19 protein-coding genes are annotated in these 21,629 nt (G+C 26.5%); 16 read left to right on the top strand and 3 right to left on the bottom strand.

What is annotated here, in order from left to right; all coding sequences use genetic code 11:
• Window positions 1-10 precede the first annotated feature (10 nt).
• Complete coding sequence (locus ACH5BH_RS04300; RefSeq protein ID WP_423297567.1) at window positions 11-1,213, top strand: EAL domain-containing protein; 1,203 nt, start codon at window positions 11-13, stop codon at window positions 1,211-1,213.
• Here the strand turns inward: ACH5BH_RS04300 and ACH5BH_RS04295 are convergent.
• Together ACH5BH_RS04295 and ACH5BH_RS04290 are read right to left on the bottom strand one after the other, a co-directional pair.
• The gene (locus ACH5BH_RS04295) at window positions 1,208-2,716 is read right to left on the bottom strand and encodes a PAS domain-containing sensor histidine kinase (protein ID WP_404307369.1); all 1,509 of its coding nucleotides are present in this window, start codon (window positions 2,714-2,716) and stop codon (window positions 1,208-1,210) included. The two genes, ACH5BH_RS04300 and ACH5BH_RS04295, sit on opposite strands and share 6 nt — an antisense overlap.
• 1 nt (window position 2,717) lies before the next feature.
• Window positions 2,718-3,332, bottom strand: a complete 615-nt coding sequence (locus tag ACH5BH_RS04290) for a chemotaxis protein CheC (protein ID WP_404307367.1) — start codon at window positions 3,330-3,332, stop codon at window positions 2,718-2,720.
• Window positions 3,333-3,555: 223 nt separating this feature from the next.
• Between ACH5BH_RS04290 and ACH5BH_RS04285 the strand changes: the two genes are divergently transcribed.
• A complete protein-coding gene (locus ACH5BH_RS04285; protein ID WP_423297566.1) occupies window positions 3,556-4,329 on the top strand; it encodes an inositol monophosphatase family protein in 774 nt (257 codons plus the stop codon).
• Here ACH5BH_RS04285 and ACH5BH_RS04280 read toward each other — a convergent pair.
• Complete coding sequence (locus tag ACH5BH_RS04280; RefSeq protein WP_423297565.1) at window positions 4,310-4,921, bottom strand: YkgJ family cysteine cluster protein; 612 nt, start codon at window positions 4,919-4,921, stop codon at window positions 4,310-4,312. The two genes, ACH5BH_RS04285 and ACH5BH_RS04280, sit on opposite strands and share 20 nt — an antisense overlap.
• A gap of 127 nt (window positions 4,922-5,048) precedes the next feature.
• Here ACH5BH_RS04280 and glmS point away from each other — a divergent pair, with 127 nt between their 5' ends.
• The 14 genes from glmS (at window position 5,049) to ACH5BH_RS04210 (ending at window position 21,487) form a co-directional block, all read left to right on the top strand.
• Window positions 5,049-6,848 (top strand): glutamine--fructose-6-phosphate transaminase (isomerizing), encoded by a 1,800-nt coding sequence (gene glmS / locus ACH5BH_RS04275; RefSeq protein ID WP_423297564.1) that lies wholly within the window; start codon window positions 5,049-5,051, stop codon window positions 6,846-6,848.
• Window positions 6,849-7,055: 207 nt separating this feature from the next.
• Entirely contained in the window at window positions 7,056-8,264 is a 1,209-nt protein-coding gene (gene metK, locus ACH5BH_RS04270) for a methionine adenosyltransferase (RefSeq protein ID WP_404307359.1), read from the top strand.
• Window positions 8,265-8,285: 21 nt separating this feature from the next.
• Entirely contained in the window at window positions 8,286-9,155 is an 870-nt protein-coding gene (gene accD / locus ACH5BH_RS04265) for an acetyl-CoA carboxylase, carboxyltransferase subunit beta (RefSeq protein WP_404307357.1), read from the top strand.
• A complete protein-coding gene (locus ACH5BH_RS04260) occupies window positions 9,155-9,772 on the top strand; it encodes a thiamine phosphate synthase (protein WP_404307355.1) in 618 nt (205 codons plus the stop codon). Before accD ends, ACH5BH_RS04260 begins: the two co-directional genes overlap by 1 nt.
• 2 nt (window positions 9,773-9,774) lie before the next feature.
• Window positions 9,775-10,233 carry a 23S rRNA (pseudouridine(1915)-N(3))-methyltransferase RlmH gene (locus ACH5BH_RS04255; RefSeq protein WP_404307353.1) on the top strand — a complete coding sequence of 153 codons (459 nt, stop codon included), beginning with the start codon at window positions 9,775-9,777 and terminating at the stop codon, window positions 10,231-10,233.
• A gap of 58 nt (window positions 10,234-10,291) precedes the next feature.
• Window positions 10,292-10,645 carry an RNA polymerase-binding protein DksA gene (gene dksA / locus ACH5BH_RS04250; RefSeq protein ID WP_404307351.1) on the top strand — a complete coding sequence of 118 codons (354 nt, stop codon included), beginning with the start codon at window positions 10,292-10,294 and terminating at the stop codon, window positions 10,643-10,645.
• Window positions 10,646-10,660: 15 nt separating this feature from the next.
• The gene (locus ACH5BH_RS04245; protein ID WP_404307349.1) at window positions 10,661-11,674 is read left to right on the top strand and encodes a hypothetical protein; all 1,014 of its coding nucleotides are present in this window, start codon (window positions 10,661-10,663) and stop codon (window positions 11,672-11,674) included.
• Window positions 11,674-12,606: a tRNA dihydrouridine synthase gene (locus tag ACH5BH_RS04240; protein WP_404307347.1), complete on the top strand. Its 933-nt coding sequence runs from the start codon at window positions 11,674-11,676 to the stop codon at window positions 12,604-12,606. The genes ACH5BH_RS04245 and ACH5BH_RS04240 overlap by 1 nt, the downstream gene beginning before the upstream one ends.
• A gap of 90 nt (window positions 12,607-12,696) precedes the next feature.
• Window positions 12,697-13,512 (top strand): 50S ribosomal protein L11 methyltransferase, encoded by an 816-nt coding sequence (locus ACH5BH_RS04235; protein ID WP_423297563.1) that lies wholly within the window; start codon window positions 12,697-12,699, stop codon window positions 13,510-13,512.
• Between the two features lie 3 nt (window positions 13,513-13,515).
• A complete protein-coding gene (gene ftsH / locus ACH5BH_RS04230; RefSeq protein WP_423297562.1) occupies window positions 13,516-15,540 on the top strand; it encodes an ATP-dependent zinc metalloprotease FtsH in 2,025 nt (674 codons plus the stop codon).
• A 97-nt stretch (window positions 15,541-15,637) separates the two neighbouring features.
• On the top strand, window positions 15,638-16,528 hold the full coding sequence (locus tag ACH5BH_RS04225; RefSeq protein ID WP_423297561.1) for a PhnD/SsuA/transferrin family substrate-binding protein: 891 nt from the start codon (window positions 15,638-15,640) through the stop codon (window positions 16,526-16,528).
• Window positions 16,525-18,069 (top strand): ATP-binding protein, encoded by a 1,545-nt coding sequence (locus ACH5BH_RS04220; RefSeq protein ID WP_423297560.1) that lies wholly within the window; start codon window positions 16,525-16,527, stop codon window positions 18,067-18,069. The genes ACH5BH_RS04225 and ACH5BH_RS04220 overlap by 4 nt, the downstream gene beginning before the upstream one ends.
• 326 nt (window positions 18,070-18,395) lie before the next feature.
• Window positions 18,396-19,676 (top strand): GGDEF domain-containing response regulator, encoded by a 1,281-nt coding sequence (locus ACH5BH_RS04215; protein ID WP_423297559.1) that lies wholly within the window; start codon window positions 18,396-18,398, stop codon window positions 19,674-19,676.
• Between the two features lie 257 nt (window positions 19,677-19,933).
• Window positions 19,934-21,487, top strand: coding sequence for a 2-isopropylmalate synthase (locus ACH5BH_RS04210; protein ID WP_423297558.1), 1,554 nt, complete (start codon window positions 19,934-19,936; stop codon window positions 21,485-21,487).
• Window positions 21,488-21,629: the final 142 nt, after the last annotated feature.

The raw sequence follows: 21,629 nt of genomic DNA, 5'->3' as shown, positions 1-21,629 counted from the left end.
ATAAAAGTATATGGAAAATAATTTCAAAAAAGTATTAAAACATTACCAATTTAATGAATCTGATTCTAAAGAATTGATGAAAATTAAAGATATTGCCTTAAAGTATATTGATGAATTATTATTAGGTTTTTATGACTTTATTTTTAAATTTGATCATGCAAGAATGTTTTTAAATAATAAAGAAATTCAAAAAAGACATGAAGTGGGAATAAAAAACTGGTACTTAAGTCTTTTTTGTGGTAATTATGATGCTTTTTATTTTGAAAAACTAAATTATATTAGTGAAGTACATGTTAAAATAGGTCTTCCTACTCATTATGTAAATGCAGCTTTTAGTTATATTAGAAGATTTATGAAAGATGTTTTGATAAAAGAAAAAATGTTTAACTCTTTAAACTCTTTAGATAAAATAATAGATATAAATTTAGATATTTTAACTGTTGTTTATAAAGAAGAAGAACAAAGTAAACTTGTAGATGAAATTTTATTTCTAAAAAATGCAGTGGATGAGGGTAATATTGTACCTTATTTTCAAGCTATCTTTAATTCAAAAACATTAAAAATTGAAAAATATGAGAGTTTAATGAGAATCAAAACAAAAGATAATAGTGAGGTAGTTTCTATTTTTAAATATTTAGATTTATCTAAAAAAATCAATTTATATGAAAAAATGATGTATCTAATGTTTGAAAAATCTTTTGATGTTTTTTGTAATAAGGGTTTTGAATTTAGTTTGAATCTATGTTATGAAGATATACAAAATGAAAGCTTTAGAAATTTTATTTATGAAAAAGTAAGAAGATGTAAAAATTCAAATTATATAATATTTGAAATTTTAGAATCTGATTGTATAAAAGATTTTTCAGTAGTTCAAGAGTTTATTTATACAATAAGAGCTTTTGGATGTAAAATAGCAATTGATGATTTTGGTAGTGGTTATTCAAGTATGGAAAATATTTTAAAACTAAAACCTGATATTATTAAAATAGATGGTTCTTTAATAAAAGATATAAATACTTCTTTAGAGTCAAAAAAAATAGTAAAAAATATCGTAAGAATGGCAAAAGACCTAAAAGCCTATACTGTAGCAGAATATGTTCATTCAAAAGAGGTTTTTAATATAGTAGTAGATTTAGAAGTAGATTTTTTACAAGGTTTTTATTTAGCTAAACCTCAAAGGTTTATTAAACAAAATAATGAAAAAAATCTATAATTTATGTAAAGGTAACTCAATAGTAAAACAAGCCCCTTTATACTTCTTTTCTTTATGTGTAAAGTTTAAATTATTTACAACAATTGAACCATCCATACTATCTGTTATGATTCTATGAGTCATAAAAAGACCTAGTCCTGTACCTTGAGACTTATGTTTTGTTGTAAAATAAGGTTCAAATACTCTATCAATAATATCATTATCTAATCCTTTGGCATTGTCATATATTCTTAAATAACCATAATTATTTACTTTTTCAAGCTCAATAAAAATATATTTTTCATCAATTTTTCTTTCATCTAAGGCATCTCTTGCATTTGCTATTATATTTACAATTGCTTGTGTTAATTCGTTTGGATAGCCTTTCATTATTATGTCTTCATGTTTTTTATTGATAACAATTTTTATATGGGAAGTTTTTATAATCCCTTCAAGTAGAGATAAGTCTTTCTGAATTATATCACTTAAGTCAAATATTGTTTTTTTCTTATCATCTTTAATAAAGTTTTTAAAATCATCAATTGTTTGAGATAAGTGAGCTGTTGTATTCATTATTTGATCTAAAGCATTATCTAGTGTTTTTTCATCAAGTTTATTAAGTTCTTGGTATAGTTTTAATCCACTAGCCGTAGTGGAAATTAAACTTAAGGGTTGTCTCCATTGATGTGCAATATTTGCTATCATTTGTCCCATATCTGCAAGTTTTGCTTGTCTAGTTAATAATCTATCTTTTTCTTTTATATTACTTATATCAATAAAAGTTGATATTTTTTTCTTTTTGTTATCAAGTTGAATTGCTTGCCCACTTACTAGTGCAGGGAAAAACGTATCATTCTCTTTTTTTATATAAATTTCATAAGTTCTAATATCATCACAAGCAAGGTTTCTTTTAACTAAATCTTTACTTTTTTCACAAACAAAATCTAAAATATTTTTATTTTGTATAGAGTTTTCATCTTTTATTTTTAAAAGCTTTCTACCATAATTATTTATGATTTCGCAGTTACCATCTTCATCAGATATTATTAAACCTTCTGTTAAAGCATTTATCATTCTTTGAAATTCATCATTTTTTTCTTCTAGTTCTTTTTTAGATTTCTTTAATTTATAGTTTGTTTCTCTTAATAATGTTGTGTCATAAACGTATACAACAACTAATTCTTTTTCTAAATCAAAAGGTGAGATAGTAATACTTTGTTGCATATTGTAAAATACAGAATCAGCAATATTATTTAGTTTTATATCAAAAAGATAGTTTATTTGTTCACTATTATAAAAAGTTGATGAGTTTATTCTTAGAGTTGTTTTGATTTTTCTTGTAAGCATTTTAGAATTGATATTTCCGTAGAAGTCTAAAAGATTTTTATCTTTTATTTCATTTGCTTTTATTTTGGTATGTATTTCCATCCATTTATTCCAAAATTTTACATTTAAATTCTTGTCTAAAATTAGAATACCACTATTGATAGTTTCACAAATTAAGTTAAATTGATTTTCAAACATATTAATACTCATCAAGTATTTTATCTATGGTTTGTTTTATATGAATAATAGATTCATCTGTTGCTAACATTAATAAATGACCATAAATATTTTGTTCTGAAAAATTAAGTTCAGTGGAAATAATAATTACTTTTTGATACTGTTCTATTAAATTATCTTCAAGTTGAGAAGCATTTTTTATGATTCTTATGCTGGGTGGTGAAAATGAAACATACGAGTCCATTTCTTTTACAAGTGAGCTTATAGTTGTAGAAGACAAAATGTTTGTAATTTCCAAAATGATATCACTAATTTCTTCATCTTTTAAATCTTCATTATCAATCAAATCAAATTCTTCAGAAAGATTCAGTGCAGACTGTCTATCAATTATAAATAAATTTTCTCCACAAAAGTCACCATTTATTAATTGAGTTGAAACAAAATGTTCTTCATCATTTAACTGTTTGTTTAGATAAGTTTTTAATTCACTTACATTAATAATATTTATATTTGGTATTGCTAGTGTAGCAAAAGCATCTATTATATCTGCAATTGCACTACTTGCAGAGCCATAAGCTATATTCATTAATTCTTGTAAACAATCTTTTTGGTCTTCATTTAAACTTATATCACTCATTCTAAACTCTTCTTATTAATATATAATTATATAAAATAGCATACTCTAAAAGCCTAGTTTATAAGATATTAGAATATTATTATTTACTTTTATTTATTATACAAAAAGTTTATAAAAATTGTATCAAAATTTTAAACTATGTATTAATTTAGTTTAATCAACTATAAAAATAAGGAAATTAATAAATATTAGATAAAATAAAAAAAATTTAAAAAGAGTGAATATGATTGAAAAAATAATAGAAATAGTAAAAGAAGCTTCTTTAATTTTAAAAGAGGGATATTATAAAAATAAAGATGTGAATTTTAAAGGAAAAAAAGATTTAGTAACGAAATATGATGTAGCAGTTGAAAACTTTTTAAAGGATAAATTATCAAAAGAGTTTAAAGATTTTAATGTAATAGCAGAAGAATCAGATAATAGTAATTTAGAGTTTAAAAACTCAATCATAGTTGACCCAATTGATGGAACAACAAATTTTGTAAATCAAGTGCCACATACTTGTATATCTTTAGGTGTATATAAAAATAAAAAACCTTTTATAGGTGTAGTTTACAATCCAATTTTAGATGAATTATATACAGCACAAGTTGGTTTAGGCGCATATTTAAATGGTAAAAGAATTGAAGTTTCAAAAGAAGATGATCTTCAAAAAGCACTTTTATCAACAGGTTTCCCATACACAAGTGGTACTTGTGAAGATGATTTAAATGATGTAGTGAAAAAAATAAAAGATATATTGCCTTTATGTCAAGATATAAGAAGACTAGGTTCTGCTGCACTTGATCTATGTTATGTAGCACGTGGCATTTATGAAGGTTATTATGAAATGAATTTAAAAGCTTGGGATGTTAGTGCTGGGCTTATTATTCTTCAAGAAGCAGGTGGTATTATAAGTAATATTAAAGGTGAAGAATATACACTATTTGAAGATAAATATATTGTGGCTTCAAATAGTTATATTCATGAGGCTTTAATTAAGAATCTAAACCTTTAAAATAATCATTTTGAAGATGTTTTAAAGATTTTTGATGCATCTTCAAATATTTATTATTTGTTTTTTTTACATATTTAAAAAATTCAATCCCTTTAATAGTAATACAAAGTTCTAAATCTTCTTTTTTATTAAACTTATCAAGTTCATGAAATGTTTCTATATATTTATCTTGATAATTATCTAAAATATTTACAAAAAAGTCTTTATTAACTTTCGAATTATTTACAATTAGTTTATCATTTTCATTTTTCCCCACAGCTGGACATAAATAATCAATATAAATATTATTATCAATATTTGCACTAAGAGGATATGTTCTACAAATTGATGATCTTTTCTCATAAATTCCACATCTAAAATCTTTTAAATGTGGACAGAAATCTTTTCCATTGGTAAGTATTATGACAGGTTTTAAATACCCTAACTCACCAAAAATAAAAAGAATAGGGTAGTTTTCATAAATTTCTTCAAAGTCTGATAGTATAATTTGTGAAAAAACAGTACCTTTTCTTCCATCACAACAATTAGCTTCACAAGTTTCACATGAAGAAAAAGTAAAGTAGTCATTATTTGTTTTTATAAATTGTTTCATAATTTGATTGTATCAAAAAAAAATTATGCAAATCTAAATCGATGAATAAGTTAATTTATACTAAAAGGGGTTTTTTAGTAATTCTTAAATATAATCGCACAATATATTTTCACTAAAAAGGTATTTCATGTGCGGAATTGTTGGTTACATTGGTAAACAAAATACAAAAGAGATTTTACTTGATGGATTAAAAGAGTTAGAGTATAGAGGTTATGACTCTGCTGGCATTGCTTTACTAAATAAAGATAGGATTGATGTATATAAAGCATTAGGTAAATTAAGTAATTTAAGGGAAAAAACTTCTTCTTCAACTGATAGTTACGAAATTGGAATAGGTCATACAAGATGGGCAACTCATGGAAAACCAACAGAATTAAACGCACATCCACATTTAGGTGAATACTCTTATGTAGTTCATAATGGAATTATTGAGAACTATAAAGAATTAAAAGAAGAGTTAATTCAAAAAGGTCACAAGTTTGTATCCCAAACAGATACAGAAGTTATAGTTCATCTTTTTGAAAACTATAACAATAAATTAAATGATACAACAAAAGCTTTTCATAATACAATTGAAAGATTAGAAGGTGCTTTTTCAATTCTTTTAATCTCAAAAGCTGATCCTAAAAAAATCTTTTTCTTTAAACATGGTAGTCCTTTAATAATCGCAAAAGGAAATGAAGAAAATGAAGTTTTATTTGCTTCATCAGATGCTCCTTTAATTGGTTTAGCAAATGATGTAGTTTATTTAGAAGATGGAGTAGGTGGTATAGCAACTGCTGAAAATTTAGAGTTTTTTACAGATGATTATTCTTGGTCAACTCTTCCAACATCTAAGCAATATGCTCAAAAAGATGGTTATAGATTTTTTATGGAAAAAGAAATTTATGAGCAAAGTGATGTTGTAAGTGATTGTATGTTAGGTCGTGTAAAAGATGAAGAGATCTTCTTTGATGAGATAGATGCTTCAATTATTGAAGGAATAAAAGAAATAAAAATTTGTGCTTGTGGTACTTCTTATCATGCGGGTATGACTTCTGCTTATTTATTTGAAAGACTTTCGAAAGTTAAATGTAATGTAGAAATTGCAAGCGAGTTTAGATATAAAGAGCCTTTATTAACTGATGACACTTTATTTATTGTAATTTCTCAAAGTGGTGAAACTGCGGATACTTTAGAAGCTTTAAAAATGGCTAAAAAAGCAGGACTTAAATCACTTGTTGTATGTAATGTAGATAACTCATCAATGACAAGAGTAGCTGATTATAAGATTCTTACAAGAGCTGGGATTGAAAAAGGTGTTGCGTCAACAAAAGCTTTTTCAACGCAAACCGTTGTTTTATGGATGTTAGCTCTATATTTTGCAAAACAAAAAAATGTAATTGATAAAGAAGTTCTAGAAAGTGAGCTTCATGCTTTAAGAGAAGTTCCAAAATCACTTATTATAAATGATAAAATTCATGAGAAAACAAAAAGATTATCAAAAAGATATTTACATGGACATGGTTTCTTCTTTATTGGAAGAGATGTATTCTTCCCATTAGCTTTAGAAGGTGCGTTAAAATTAAAAGAGATTTCATATTTACATGCAGAAGGCTACCCAGCAGGAGAGATGAAACATGGACCTATTGCATTAGCTGATCCAGAGTTATTTACAATTGCATTAATGCCTCAAAATTTACTTTATGACAAAATCAAATCAAATGTTGAAGAATTAAGTGCTAGAGATAGTACTATTTGTGCAGTATCTCCACTTGATTTTGAACTTGCTGATGATTTTATAAAAACTGAAAAAACAGATCATTATATGTTAGAGTTTTTTGAAATGTTAGTTGCTTTACAACTTCTTTCTATGGAAATATCTATTAGACTAGGAAATGATGTAGATATGCCTAGAAACCTTGCAAAAAGTGTAACAGTAGAATAAAAAATTCTACTTTACACATATAAAAGAATATTTTAGATAAAATTTATCACTTTTTTACAATTTTTGTAATTAAGAAAATTCAAACTTTTATTTTTATTTTTATATATTTTTTAACTTTAAACGCAGTTTGAAAACAAAAATGGAAAACAAAAGAATGGAAAACAATAAGACATTGTTCTTTGGAAAACAAAAGGATGGAAAACAAAAATGGAAAACAAGACACAGTATTTATTTACAAGTGAAGTTGTAAGCCCTGGACACCCAGATAAATGTGCAGATATTATTGCTGATTCAATTGTTGATAAATTAATTATTGAAGACTCAAATAGTAGAGTCGCATCAGAAGTATTTGTAGCAGGAAAAGATATCGTTATTGGTGGAGAAGTAAAATCAAATTGTCAATTAACTAATGAAGATTATGAAAAGATTGTACTTGAAGCACTAGCTAAAATTGGTTATGATGGAAAATCATCATTTACTAATGAACAGTGTTTACACCCTGATGATGTGAAAGTTCAGGTTTTATTAAATCAACAATCAGCAGATATTGGTCAAGGTGTTGATCAAGAAACTGGTGAAATAGGTGCAGGCGACCAAGGAATTATGTTTGGTTTTGCATCTACAGAAACAGCAGATTATATGCCTGCAGCCATAACTTATGCAAGAATGTTATGTGATAAAGTATATAATTATGCTTTAAAACATAATCATAAACTTGGAGTTGATATTAAAACACAAGTTACAGTTGATTATGGAACAAAAGAAAATTTTGAGAATTGTAAACCTCAAAAAATTCATACAATAGTTGTAAGTGCACCTTCTGTTGAAGGTATGCCAATAACAGAAGTAAGAGAGTTAATTCAAGGTTTAATTGATGATACTGGATTACCTACATCTATGTATGATAAAGAAAAAACAATTATTCATATTAATCCAACAGGAAGATATGTAAATCATTCATCATTACACGATAGTGGATTAACAGGAAGAAAACTTATTGTTGACTCATTTGGTGGATATGCACCTATTGGTGGTGGAGCTCAAAGTTCTAAAGATTATACTAAAGTTGATAGAAGTGGTTTATATGCAGCTAGATGGTTATCTAAACATATAGTTGCAGCTGGACTTGCTACAAAAGCTTTAGTACAGATTTCATACGCAATTGGAGTTGCTAAACCAACTTCTGTATCAGTTGATACGTATGGAACATATACTAAATATGATGATGATAAGTTATCTACTTTTGTTATGGAGAATTTTCCATTAACACCAAGATGGATAACTGAAAAGTTTAATTTAGATAAGCCAAGTGCACAAACATTCCTTTATGCAGATGTTGCATCAAGAGGTCAAGTTGGTCAAAGTGATTATCCTTGGGAAAAATTAGACGAATTAGACAAATTTAATAATTTATAATTTACAAAAAAAGGGTCAAAAATGGATTTAAAAAATTTATTTAGCAAAATTTCTTTTGATAGTAGTTCAAAAGAACAACCTACAAAAAAAGATGCTCCAAGTCATTGGGTAAAGTGTCCAGAATGTAGTTCTTTAATGTTTTTTAAAGAGGTGGAAAATCAAGATAATATTTGTCCAAAATGTAACTTTCACATGAGAGTTGGGGCAAAAAGAAGAATTGAAATATTAACTGATAAAGATAGTTTTGTTGAATATGATGAAGATTTAAAACCTAATGATCCTTTAAAATTTGTTGATAAGACTTCTTATAAAAAAAGAGTAGAACAAGCTGAAAAGAAAACAGGCAGAACTTCTTCTGTTGTAAGTGGTGAAGCTACTATAAATGAAATTCCTGTACAAATTGTTGTATTTGATTTCTCATTTATGGGTGGTTCATTAGGTTCAGTTGAAGGTGAAAAAATCGTAAGAGCAGTTGATAGAGCTATCGAAAAACATCAAGGTTTAATTATTGTATCAGCTTCGGGAGGTGCCCGAATGCAAGAATCAACTTTTGCATTAATGCAAATGGCTAAAACATCAGCTGCATTAAAAAGATTAGATCATGCAAAACTTCCTTATATATCAGTATTAACTGATCCAACAATGGGTGGAGTTTCTGCTTCTTTTGCATTTTTAGGTGATATTATAATGGCTGAACCAGGTGCTTTAATTGGATTTGCAGGACAAAGAGTTATTAAACAAACAATTGGAGCTGATTTACCAGAAGGTTTCCAAAGAGCTGAGTTCTTACTTGAAAAAGGTTCAATAGATATGGTTGTAAATAGAAGTGAAATGAAAAAAACATTAGCTGATTTACTTACTATGTTTAAAAAAGAGAAAATTGCTAACTAATGATGAGTAATTTTGAAGAAGTTTTAGGCTTTGAGCTTAAAGCTTCAAACCTTCTTTATGTTTTATGTGATTATGAAACTCTACAAAAAAAATCTTTAACTCTTGAAAAATTTGTTCAAATATGTAAAAATCTTGATGTAAAAATTGTACAATATAGAGATAAAATATCTTCTAATTCTATCCAAAAAGAAAATTTGATTTATTTAAAAAAAAGTTTAAATATACCTATACTTATTAATGATAAAATTGATTTAATAGAATTTGCAGATGGTTTACATTTGGGGCAAGAAGATTTTGAAAAAATCCATGCTAATAAAAAAATAGCTATTAAATTAATACGAAATAAAATTGGTAAAAAACTTTTAGGTCTTTCAACCCATAATGAAGTTGAAATTTTGGAAGCAAATGATTTAGACTTAGATATGATTGGATTAGGTGCTTATAGAAATACAACTACAAAAAATGTCTCAACTCTTTTAGGAGATAAGATTACATATTTAGCAAAAATATCTAAACATCCAGTTTGTGCTATTGGTGGGGTAAAGATAGATGATAAAATAAAAAATGTTAGTTTCAATGTAGTTGGTTCTGATATTTATTCAAATATTAAGGATTAACTTTGCAGAAAATAAATGTATATATGATAGCAAAACCTTCAAAAGATGAATTTGATAAATTAGTAAATGAATTTTTAAAAATGTCATCGAAATATGCAAAAGTTGAATTTCATTATATTTTTAATAAAACTATTTCAAAAGCACAAAATATAGGTGAAAAAGAAGCACAACAATCTTATAGTGAGGCCTATGAACCTTTATTAAAAGGTTATAATGTAGCTTTAGATGTTTTAGGAAAAAAAGTAGATTCTTTTAAATTTGCTAACATAATTGAGGGTAAAAATGAAATAAATTTCTTTATTGGTGGAGCGTATGGTTTTCAAAGAGAGTTTCTAAAGAAATGTGATAGTATAATATCTTTGAGTGATTTAACAATGGCTCATAAAGTTGCTAATTTAGTTTTAGGGGAACAAATCTTTAGAGCATTAAGCATAAATAATAATCATCCATATCATAAATAACTTATATATTATATAAATTTTTGTATAATTTCAAAATTTAAAAATAAGGGTATATTAAGTGGCAAATACAAAACAGATTGAGGAATTAAAACAGACTTTACTTGAAAGAAAAGAATTAATTACTAATAGTATTAATGATAGTAGAGAAAGTATCAACTCTTTGAAAAATGCTGAGTGTAATGATGAGTTTGATTATGCTGAAGTTTCTAGTGATAGCTTTAAAGAAGGTATTATTGCTAACCAACAAGTAAAAGAACTTGAAGAAATAGAAGATGCTCTAAAAAGAATTGAAAAAGGCACTTATGGTGTTTGTGAAATGTGTGATGAATCAATTGCAATTGGTAGATTAAGAGCAAAACCATTTGCAAAATTTTGTACACCATGTAGAGAGATTTACGAAGTAGAAAAATAGTAAAAAGGATTAGAGATGGGTTTTAAGAAATATGTTATTTTTTCTGTGATATTTATCATAGCTGTTTATGGTTATGCATTTAGTTTAGAGTTGGGAAATTATAAAGTTACAATACTTGATATTTCACTTACTTTACCAGTTGCAGCTTGGATTATAGTACCTTTAGTAATATTATTTATCGCAACAATAGGACATATAGTGTTTTATGGTTTACTAAATATATTTAAACAAAGAGCTATTGATAAAGATCATGAAACTATGATAAATATGATTAAATCAAATTTATTAGAGAAAAGTTTCAACAAAAGGTTTAAGACAAAAGGTTTCAAAAACTTAGCTTCTATTCTTAATCAATTTAACTTAAGTGTTAAAGATAAAACATTCTCATCAAATGATGAAGAACTAAATAAAACTGTTGCAGCTATTCAAGATATAAATGCTGGTAAACATGTTGCTGATAAAAATATTAAATTTAGTGAAATTTCTTCTATAAATAATAGAAATTTAATAAATAAGGTAAATGAACAGCCTGATTTTGCTGTTGATGTAGTTAAGAAAAATGAAAATTATTCAGAAAATGTGGTTAAAGCTGCATTTGAAAAAGTACTTGAAGAAAAAAGTATGACTACAGTTAAAAAGATTTATAAAAACATAAAGCTTGATAAACACTTAGCAAAAAGACTTTTTGAAAAAGATGCAGCAAACAATGAGTTTGGATTTACACCTGAAGAGATTTTAAAAATAGTAAAAGATTTAAATTATACAAAAGAAGATTATATGTCTTTAGCTAAAAACTATGAGGCTATTTTACAGCCAGATCAAATTATTGCATTATTTGAAAAGCTTTCATCTGAACTTGATGAAGCAACACCTGCTTATTTACATGTATTATTTGAATATGAAATGATTGATAAAATTAGAGATGTTATAGCACCAACTGCTGATAATGAATATACTGCATTCAAAGCTTTATTAGAGTTAAAAGATGCAGGTAAACACTACGATTTAGAGTCAATTTCTTATAAATAATGAAAAATAAAATAGATTTTAGCAAACCTCTAGTGGTATTAGCACCACTAGCTGGGTATACAGATTTACCTTTTAGATCTGTAGTAAAAAAATTTGGTGCAGATATTACAATATCTGAGATGATTTCTTCAAATGCATTAGTATATAAATCAGAAAAAACTTTAAGAATGATTGAAAAGTCTCCAAGTGAAGATCCTTATATTGTGCAAATTGCAGGTAATAAACCTGAATTAGTAAGAGATGCAGTAGAAATACTTAATGATATAGATGGTATTGATGGTATTGATTTAAATTGTGGTTGTCCTGCCCCAAAAGTTTTCAATCATGGTTCAGGTTCAAATCTTTTAGGAGATTTAAAAAAACTTGAAGAAATATTATCAACAGTTAAAAAATATTCTAAAAAGCAATATACAACAGCAAAAGTTAGACTTGGAGTAAATGAAAAAATACCAGTTGAAATTGGGAAAGCTGTTGAAGCTTGTGGAGTTGATTTTGTTTCAGTTCATGGAAGAACAAGAGCAGGAAAATATAAAGCACCAGTTGATTATGATGCAATTAAAGCAATGGTAGAAGCTGTTTCTATTCCCGTAATAGCAAATGGTGATATAAAAGACTATGAAAAAGCAAAAGAAGTTTTAGAATATACAAAAGCTAATGGTGTTATGATAGGTCGTGGTGCTATTGGTAAACCTTGGATATTTTATCAATTAAAGCATGGTATTGAAGATATATCAGAAGAAAAGAAAAAAGAAATTATTTTAGAACACTTTGATTCTACTTTAGATTTCCATGGAGAACATGGAGCTTTAATGTTTAGAAAACTTTTACACTCTTATTCAAAAGGTTACAAAGGTGCCCATGAATTCAGAGATATTATAAATCGAGTTTCAGATAAAACTGTTATGAGAGATATGATAGAGAACTTCTTTTAAGACTCTTAATTATATTCAAAAAGTTATTTAGATAAAATATCTTATTTTTACGAGAGATAATTCAAATCGTATAAACTATAAAGGATATATTTGTCTGAATATTATTATGAATTAACAATAAAACCAGAAAAAAACTACGAACTTTTTTTAGATTTACTTAGTTCTTTAACTAATCAAGCTATTGAAGAGCTTGATGGTACATTAATAGCTAGAAGTGAAGATGATTTAGCTGATGTAGAAGTAGGAATACAAAAGTTTGCTCAAGCACTTGATATAACTTGCCAAACTACATGTTTAAAAAAAGAAAATATTGACTGGATAAAGCAGTATCAAGAATCTGTTAAATCAGTTCAAATAGGTAATTATTTTATTAGACCATCATGGGAAGAAAAAAATGATGACAAAATAAATATCATTATCGATCCTGCATTATCTTTTGGGTCAGGTCATCATGAAACTACATCTTCTTGTATAGAAGCTATTGATAAATATGTACTAAATAAGCAAAGTGTATTAGATGTTGGAACTGGAAGTGGTATCTTAGCAGTTGCTGCTGCTAAAAAACAGTGTAGTGTTGATATCTGTGACACAGATGAAGTATGTATTAAAGATACTCAATCAAATTTTAAGTTAAATGATGCAAGTTTTAATAATTCATGGATTGGATCTGCTAATTTAGCAAAAGAAAAATATGATGTAGTAATTGCTAATATTGTTGCTGATGTTTTAAGTATGATTGCAGGTGACTTAAAAAAATGTTTAAAAGACGAAGGTATTTTAATAATTTCAGGTATTTTAGATAAACACCTTGCTAGAGTTCAAAGTAGATTTAAAAATTTAGAACAAATAGAGTTAATCCATAAAAATGAATGGGTTACAATAGTATATAAAAATAAGGAGTCATAGTTTATGAATAATAAACCTCAAAATAACAATAATGGTGGAGATAATAACAACTTTTTTAATAATAATCCATTATTAGTATTTGTAATTTTTTCAATAGTTACAATTTTTGCTTTTAAAGCATTATTTCCAGAAGATCAAATGGGATCTTCAAATTCACAAGTAGCAGCATTTGGACAATCAAAAAATAAAACTGTTCCATATTCTGATTTAAAACAATTAATCTCAACTGGAAAAATTGAGTATGTTGGAATTGGTAATACTCAAGTTAAAGCTATTTCAAAAAATGGTAATCAAGTTATTACTTATACTGCAAGAAGAGTTATTCCTGATGATACGTTAATTCCTACATTAGAAAAAAATGGAATTGCTTATGGTGGAGTAAATGAAGAGAATGTATTAGCTGATATTCTTTTTGGTTGGGTTTTACCTATTTTTATTTTCTTTGCTATTTGGATGTTTATTGCAAAAAGAATGCAAAAATCGATGGGTGGTGGTTCAGGAGGAATTCTTGGAATAGGGTCTTCTAAAAAGATGATTAATTCTGAAAAACCAAAAGTAAAATTTGAAGATATGGCTGGAAATAAAGAAGCTAAAGAAGAAGTACAAGAAGTAGTTGATTTCTTATCTGATCCAGAAAGATACGTAAAACTTGGAGCTCAAATTCCAAAAGGTGTTTTATTAGTAGGACCTCCTGGAACTGGTAAAACATTATTAGCAAAAGCAGTTGCTGGTGAAGCAGATGTTGAGTTCTTATCTGTATCTGGTTCTGCATTTATTGAAATGTTTGTTGGAGTTGGTGCGTCAAGAGTTAGAGATTTATTTGAACAAGCAAAAAAGTCTGCTCCTGCAATTATTTTTATTGATGAGATTGATGCAATTGGTAAAAGTAGAGCAAGTGGTGGACCAATGGGTGGTAATGATGAGAGAGAACAAACTCTAAATCAATTACTTGCTGAAATGGATGGTTTCTCAACTGAGGCTGCTCCTGTTATTGTACTTGCAGCGACAAATAGACCAGAAGTATTAGATCCAGCATTATTAAGACCAGGAAGATTTGATAGACAAGTACTTGTTGATAAACCTGATTATGAAGGAAGAATTGAAATTCTTAAAGTTCATATTAAAGATGTAAAATTAGGTGATAATGTTGATTTAAAAGAAGTTGCTAAAATGACAGCAGGACTTGCAGGTGCAGATTTAGCAAATATTATTAATGAAGCTGCATTACTTGCAGGTAGAGCAAAAAAAGATCAAGTTGAACCAAGTGATTTTAAAGAAGCAGTTGAGAGACAAATTGCTGGATTAGAGAAAAAATCAAGAAGAATTTCTCCAAAAGAAAGAGAAATTGTAGCTTATCATGAGTCAGGTCATGCATTAATTGCAGAGATTACAAAAGGTGCTAAGAAAGTAAATAAAGTATCTATTGTTCCAAGAGGTTTAGCGGCACTTGGGTATACATTAAATACTCCAGAAGAAAATAAATACTTAATGCAAAAGCATGAGTTAATTGCAGAAGTTGATACATTATTAGGTGGTAGAGCTGCTGAAGAAGTATTTATTGGTGAAATTTCAACTGGTGCAGGTAATGACCTTGAGAGAGCTACTGATATTATTAAGTCAATGGCTTCAATTTATGGTATGAGTGATGTTGCTGGTCTTATGGTTTTAGAAAAAAGACAAAATCAATTCTTAGGTGGTCAAACTCAAAAAGACTTCTCTGATGATATGGCTAAAAATCTTGATGAACATGTAAAATCAGTACTTAATGAAAGATATGAGGCTGTTCTTCAAGCTCTAAGAAATAACAAAGAAGCAATTGAACAAATGACACAAGAGTTATTAGAAATTGAAGTTATTTCAGGACAAAGAGTAAGAGAAATTATCAAAGAAAATGGTGGAGAAGTTTTTGAAGATGAAGATTTACATTCAGGACCAATCAAAGATAATGTAGAATCAGAAGAAACTCAACAAATAGACAATGAAGAGAAGATAAATAAAGAAGAAAATACAGAATCTAAAAATGATTAAATAGATATTTAAGAGTTTATCTTCTATAAAAAGTAAGCTAAAGCTTACTTTTTATTTACTATAATTTTTTATATAATATAAAATATTTAGGCAAAATTTGACTTTCTTACTTAAAACAATAATTATTCTAAGCTTAACCCTTAACTTATATTCAAGTGATAAAAATTACAAATTTGAATCTACTTATGGTTTTACTCAAAATGGAACTATTTTAAACCGATTTAAAGATGCAAGAGTGGCTATGAAAACATGGCTGGAAGATATTGCAGAATCTTATGAAGGAAAATTAACTTTGAGGTTCTACGATAATGATAGAGTTCTATACAATGATTTTAAAAAAGGTAAAGTAGAAATGATTGTTTTAAATCTTCCTTTTTATTTTAAATATGAATCTGAAATTAATAAAGATGCCATTAATTTATGGTCTATTGCAATGAGTAAAGATAGATATATTAAGTATTATCTTATAACATCTAAGGATAGTGGTATTAAAAGTTTTAAAGATATAAAAAATAAATCAATTAGTATTAATATAACTGACAATGTTGGTAGTATTTGGTTAGATAAAAATTCTTTAGTTTATTTTAAAGCTTCATATAAAGATATATTTTCAGAAGTGCATCTAGCTTCTAAAGAATCAACTGCTTTACTAAATGTATTTTTTAAGAAAAGGGATTTAGCAGTAGTTACAAAAAAAACATGGGATACAATGATTGAATTAAACCCTGGAATATTAGATAAAATAAAAATTATAGAAGAAACAAAACAAAAACATTTACCTTTTATAGGATTTTTTTCTAAATATGCTAATAAAACATCTATAGATACTTTTTTTGAGCTTAGTGAAAATCTTAAAGAATTAAAAGGAAGTAGACAAATTATTGAACTTTTAAAATTTGATTCTGTTTTTAAAGTTGAAAAAAACTCTTTAACTGGATTAAAAAATTATTATAGAGAATATGAGTTTTTAAAAAAGAAATATAAATGAAAAGTATTATAACTAAAGTATTTTTACTGATATTTATTTCTATTTTTGCAGTATTATCAGTCTTTTCTTATCAAGCAGTAGAATTACAAAAAAAATCTATACTTGATAATCTTAAATCAAATGCAAAAAGTATTGCTTCTTCTATTACTTATGTAAATACAGATTATATGGTAATTGATGATGAAATAAAGCTTTTAGAATTTTCTTATGAGTATATTCAAACATCAAAAGAACTCCAAACTTTAAGTATTTCAAGAAAAAATGGTAATAGTATTATTGTAACTAAGACAAAATGGAGTGTAGAAAAAAATATTGAACAAAACTTTGATTTTGAAGAAGAAGCTAGTATTATGTATTCAAAATTTGCACAAAAAAATGTGTTTGCTTATAAATATCCTATTATTCTTTCTGGTATTAAATGGGGTTGGATTGATTTAGAACTTTCTTTAGATGAATATGATAAAAAATTAAATAGTATGTATAAGCAATTTATGTATTTAGCTATTACTATGCTTATTGTTGCATTTTTTGTTTCATACTATATAGCTAAAATGGTTAGTAAACCTATTGTAAAATTAGAACAAGTATCAGAAATTATTTCAAATGGAGATTTAAGTAAAAGAGTTGAAATAAACTCTTCTGATGAAATTGGCCGACTTACAAAGAGTTTCAACAAAATGGTTGATAACTTAGAACAATCACAGCAAAAATTAAAGAAATCGCATGATGATTTGGAATTAAGAGTATATGAACGAACAAAAGAGTTAAGAAATCTAAATGATAATCTTGAATTTAGAGTTAAAGAAGAAATTAATAAACAAAAAGAACAAGAGCAAATTCTTATACAACAATCTAAATTAGCAGCAATGGGTGAAATGATTGGAAATATTGCACATCAATGGCGACAACCTTTAAATGCTTTAGGATTAGTAATGCAAAATATTCATTTTTCTTACCAAATGGGAGAACTTGATGATGAGTTTATGCAAAGATCTATTGACAAAGTTAATACTTTAACTAAAAATATGTCAAAAACTATTGATGACTTTAGAAACTTTTTTAAACCTACAAAAGAGAAAGCTTGTTTTAATTTAAAAGAATTAGTATTAAAATCAAGTTTATTAGTAGAATCTGCATTTAAACATTATGAAATTGATATAAAACATAATCATTTTATTGATATAAATGTATATGGTTTTGATAATGAGTTTTCACAAACTATTTTAAATGTTTTAAATAATGCAAAAGATGCAATAGTAGAAAATAAAGTAAAAAATGGTTTAGTAACAATTTCTTTACAAAAAAGTGAAAAATATGGAATTGTTATAATTCAAGATAATGCAGGTGGAATACCTCTTGAGATAATGGATAAAGTTTTTAATCCTTATTTTACTACAAAAGAAGAAGGTAAGGGAACGGGAATAGGTCTTTATATGTCAAAAATTATAGTTGAACAAAATATGGATGGTAAATTAGAAGTTATGAATGATGATAATGGTGCAATATTTACTATAAGTATTCCTTTATATGAAGAAAAATAGTTACAAAATAAAAATTTCTTATTAAAATATAAAATTATATATCATTTCTATTAACAAATTATATTGTATAAAAAGAATATAATAATAAAAAAGAAAGAAGAGAATTTTAAGACTATAACTAAGAATATTTTACCTACTATAGACTTTTATGCAATTTCAAATTTTATTAGAAAGAATAAAAGTTAAAAAGAAAAAACTTATAATTATAATAGGTGTTTATAAAATAAAGTTATATTTCAATTTAAAAAAAATATAAGCTTAAATATAGATAATCTTAATATTATTAATGTTAAAATTAATAAAATAATTAGGTATAGCCAAAAATAATGAAGAAAATTAATAAAGAATTGTTGTCAAGTCTTACTGTACTTTATGTAGAAGACGAAGATATGATTAGAGATGAAGTAACTTATTTTTTTAATAGAAATATACCAAATTTTTATACTGCTAAAAATGGTGAAGAAGGCTTAGAACTTTTTTATAAAATAAACCCTGATTTAATTATTACAGATATTCAGATGCCAAAAATGAATGGTATTGAAATGTTAAAAAAAATCAATAAGAGAAGTTTACCCGTTATTGTAACTACAGCTTATTCTGATTTAGATTATTTTTTAAAAGCAATTGAACTTCAAGTTAATAAATTTGTAATTAAACCTATTGATTTAATGCAATTAATTTATGATATTCAAGATTGTTTTTTAACTACACATTTAAGAGATCAACTTTTTGAAAAAGATAATCTTTTAGAAATAGTTGATGAAAATGTACTTCTTTCTATTACTGATAAAGATGGAAAAATTATTGATGTAAGTTCTGCTTTTTGTGAATTTGTAGGTTACTCAAAAACAGAATTAATAGGGAGCAAACATTCTCTTTTAAGACATGAAGATACTCCTGATGAATTCTATGAAAATATGTGGAGTCAAATTATTTCAGGTAAAACTTTTTCTTCAGAGATTAAAAATAAAAAGAAGAATGGAGATATTTATTGGGCAAAACTTACAATTACTCCTGTTTTTAATAATGGTGAAATAGTTAATTATACTGCAATTAGACAAGACCTTACAGATAACAAAAAATTAGAATTACTATCAATACAAGATGACTTAACAAAACTATATAATAGAAGGTTTTTTAATGAAACAATTGAAAAAGAAATTAGAAGAGTTAAAAGAGAAGGAATTTATTTAAGTCTTTTATCTTTAGATATTGATCATTTTAAAAAATATAATGATACCTACGGACATCCTAAAGGGGATGATATCTTAATGCAAATAGCTAAAAACTTAGAAGAAACTACTTCAAGAGCAACTGATTATGTGTTTAGAATGGGAGGGGAAGAGTTCTGTATAATATTTTCGAATTTAGATATTGATGAATCAATGATTTATGCACAAAAAATTGTAAGAAATATTGAAAATTTAAAAATTGAGCATAATCAAAATACAGCAAGTAAATTTGTAACTATTTCAGCAGGTTTAGTTGTTCAAAAATCAGAACATATTGAAAATCAAGAACAATTATATAGAGCTTCTGATAAAGCACTATATAAAGCAAAAATAAATGGTAGAAATCAAGTTTATTTATCAAATAACTCAAAATAGTCTTGACAAATCTTGTTTTATTAATTATACTTAAGCCAATTAATTTATTCAGGAGAGAAAATGAAAATTTTTGATTTTTACAACAATCATTTTATAAAAAGTGTTAACTCTCTTCTTCTACTTAAAATCTCTCTCTAATTTTAATCAAATTAGACTTCATATATTTAAATAATTCAAATATAAATTAAACCGTTATAGTTTTCTTTTTTATAAAATAAAAAAAGATATAATATTGTATATTTTAAAGGGTAAATACAATGGATAAAAATAAAATTATAGTTTTTGATACTACATTAAGAGATGGTGAACAATCTCCTGGTTGTTCGATGAATACAGAAGAAAAGATAAAAGTTGCGTTACAATTAGAAAAGTTAGGTGTTGATGTTATAGAAGCTGGTTTTGCAGCTGCAAGTCCAGGGGATTTTGATGCAGTTTCAAGAATAGCAGAACAGGTTAAAAATTCTTCTATCTGTTCTTTAAGTAGAGCTATTGAAAATGACATAAAACAATCAGGTTTAGCAGTCTCAAAAGCTCCTTTACATAGAATACATACTTTTATTGCTACTAGTCCTATTCACATGCAATATAAGTTAAAAATGAGCCCAGAAGAGGTTATTAAAAGAGCAGTTCATGCAGTTGAATATGCAAGAACATTTGTTGATGATGTTGAATTTTCATTAGAAGATGCAGGAAGATCTGAAATTCCATTTATGAAAGAAGTAATGGATGCAGTTATAAATGCTGGAGCTTCTACAATTAATTTACCTGATACAGTTGGGTATAGATTACCACATGAATTAGGTGCAATGGTTAAAGAATTATCAGATTTTGCAGGAGATAGAGCAATTATTTCTGTTCATAATCATAATGATTTAGGTTTAGCAACTGCAAATACTTTATCAGCAGTTGAAAATGGTGCTAGACAAATTGAAGTAACAATTAATGGTTTAGGTGAAAGAGCTGGAAATTCATCATTAGAAGAAGCTGTAATGGCTATTAAAACTAGAAGTGATGCTTTTGGTGGTTTATATACAAATATAAATACTCCGGAGATTTATCCAACTTCAAGATTAGTTGCTACAATAACTGGTGTTGAACCACAACAAAATAAAGCAATTGTTGGTAAAAATGCCTTTGCTCATGAAAGTGGAATTCATCAAGATGGTGTATTAAAACATCAAGAGACTTATGAGATTATGAAACCAGAAGATGTAGGTGTATTTAAAGAATCAACATTAATTTTAGGAAAACATTCAGGAAGAGCAGCATTTAGAGATAAGATTGTACATTTAGGATTTGATAAGGTAAGTGATGAAGAGTTAAACTCTGCCTTTGAAAGATTTAAAGTCTTAGCTGATAAGAAAAAAGATGTTACTGATGATGATATTAGAATGTTAATAACTGATGAGTCATTAAACTCTGATAAAACTTATGAATTAGTAGGATTACAAATTTCTGACTGTTCAAATGGAATGCCAATGGCAGCAGTATCAATTAAACATAATAATACAGTTATGCAAGATGCAAATATTGGTGAAGGTACAATGGATGCAATCTTTAAAACAATAGATAGATTAACAGGAATAAATGGTAGTTTACAAAGCTATAATGTAACTTCTGTTACAGAAGGAAAAGATGCACTTGCAAAAGTTACAACAAGAGTAATTTTTGATGAAAATTCACCTTCTTTTGTTGGACATGGATTAAGTATTGATACAATGTTAGCAACAGCAAAAGCTTATTTAGGAAGTGTAAACTCTTACCTTTCTCAAAAAGAGAGATTAGCCAAAAAAAGTGAGCATCAAGTTTAATATTATAAAGTAGTTCTTCTACTTTATAATAATTTCTTGTATATTTAAAAATAACTCACAAAAGCCTTTAAACTTTATCCCACAATTCAGTAAAAACAATGTAAAATAGAACTATTAACTAAAATTATTAATAATTTTAGAA

Origin of the sequence: Arcobacter rhizosphaerae (genome assembly GCF_049472155.1) — a bacterium.
Classification (GTDB): Bacteria; Campylobacterota; Campylobacteria; order Campylobacterales; family Arcobacteraceae; genus Arcobacter_B.
The sequence above is the reverse complement of the archived record's forward strand: the minus strand, read 5'-3'. Positions and strand labels throughout refer to the sequence as shown.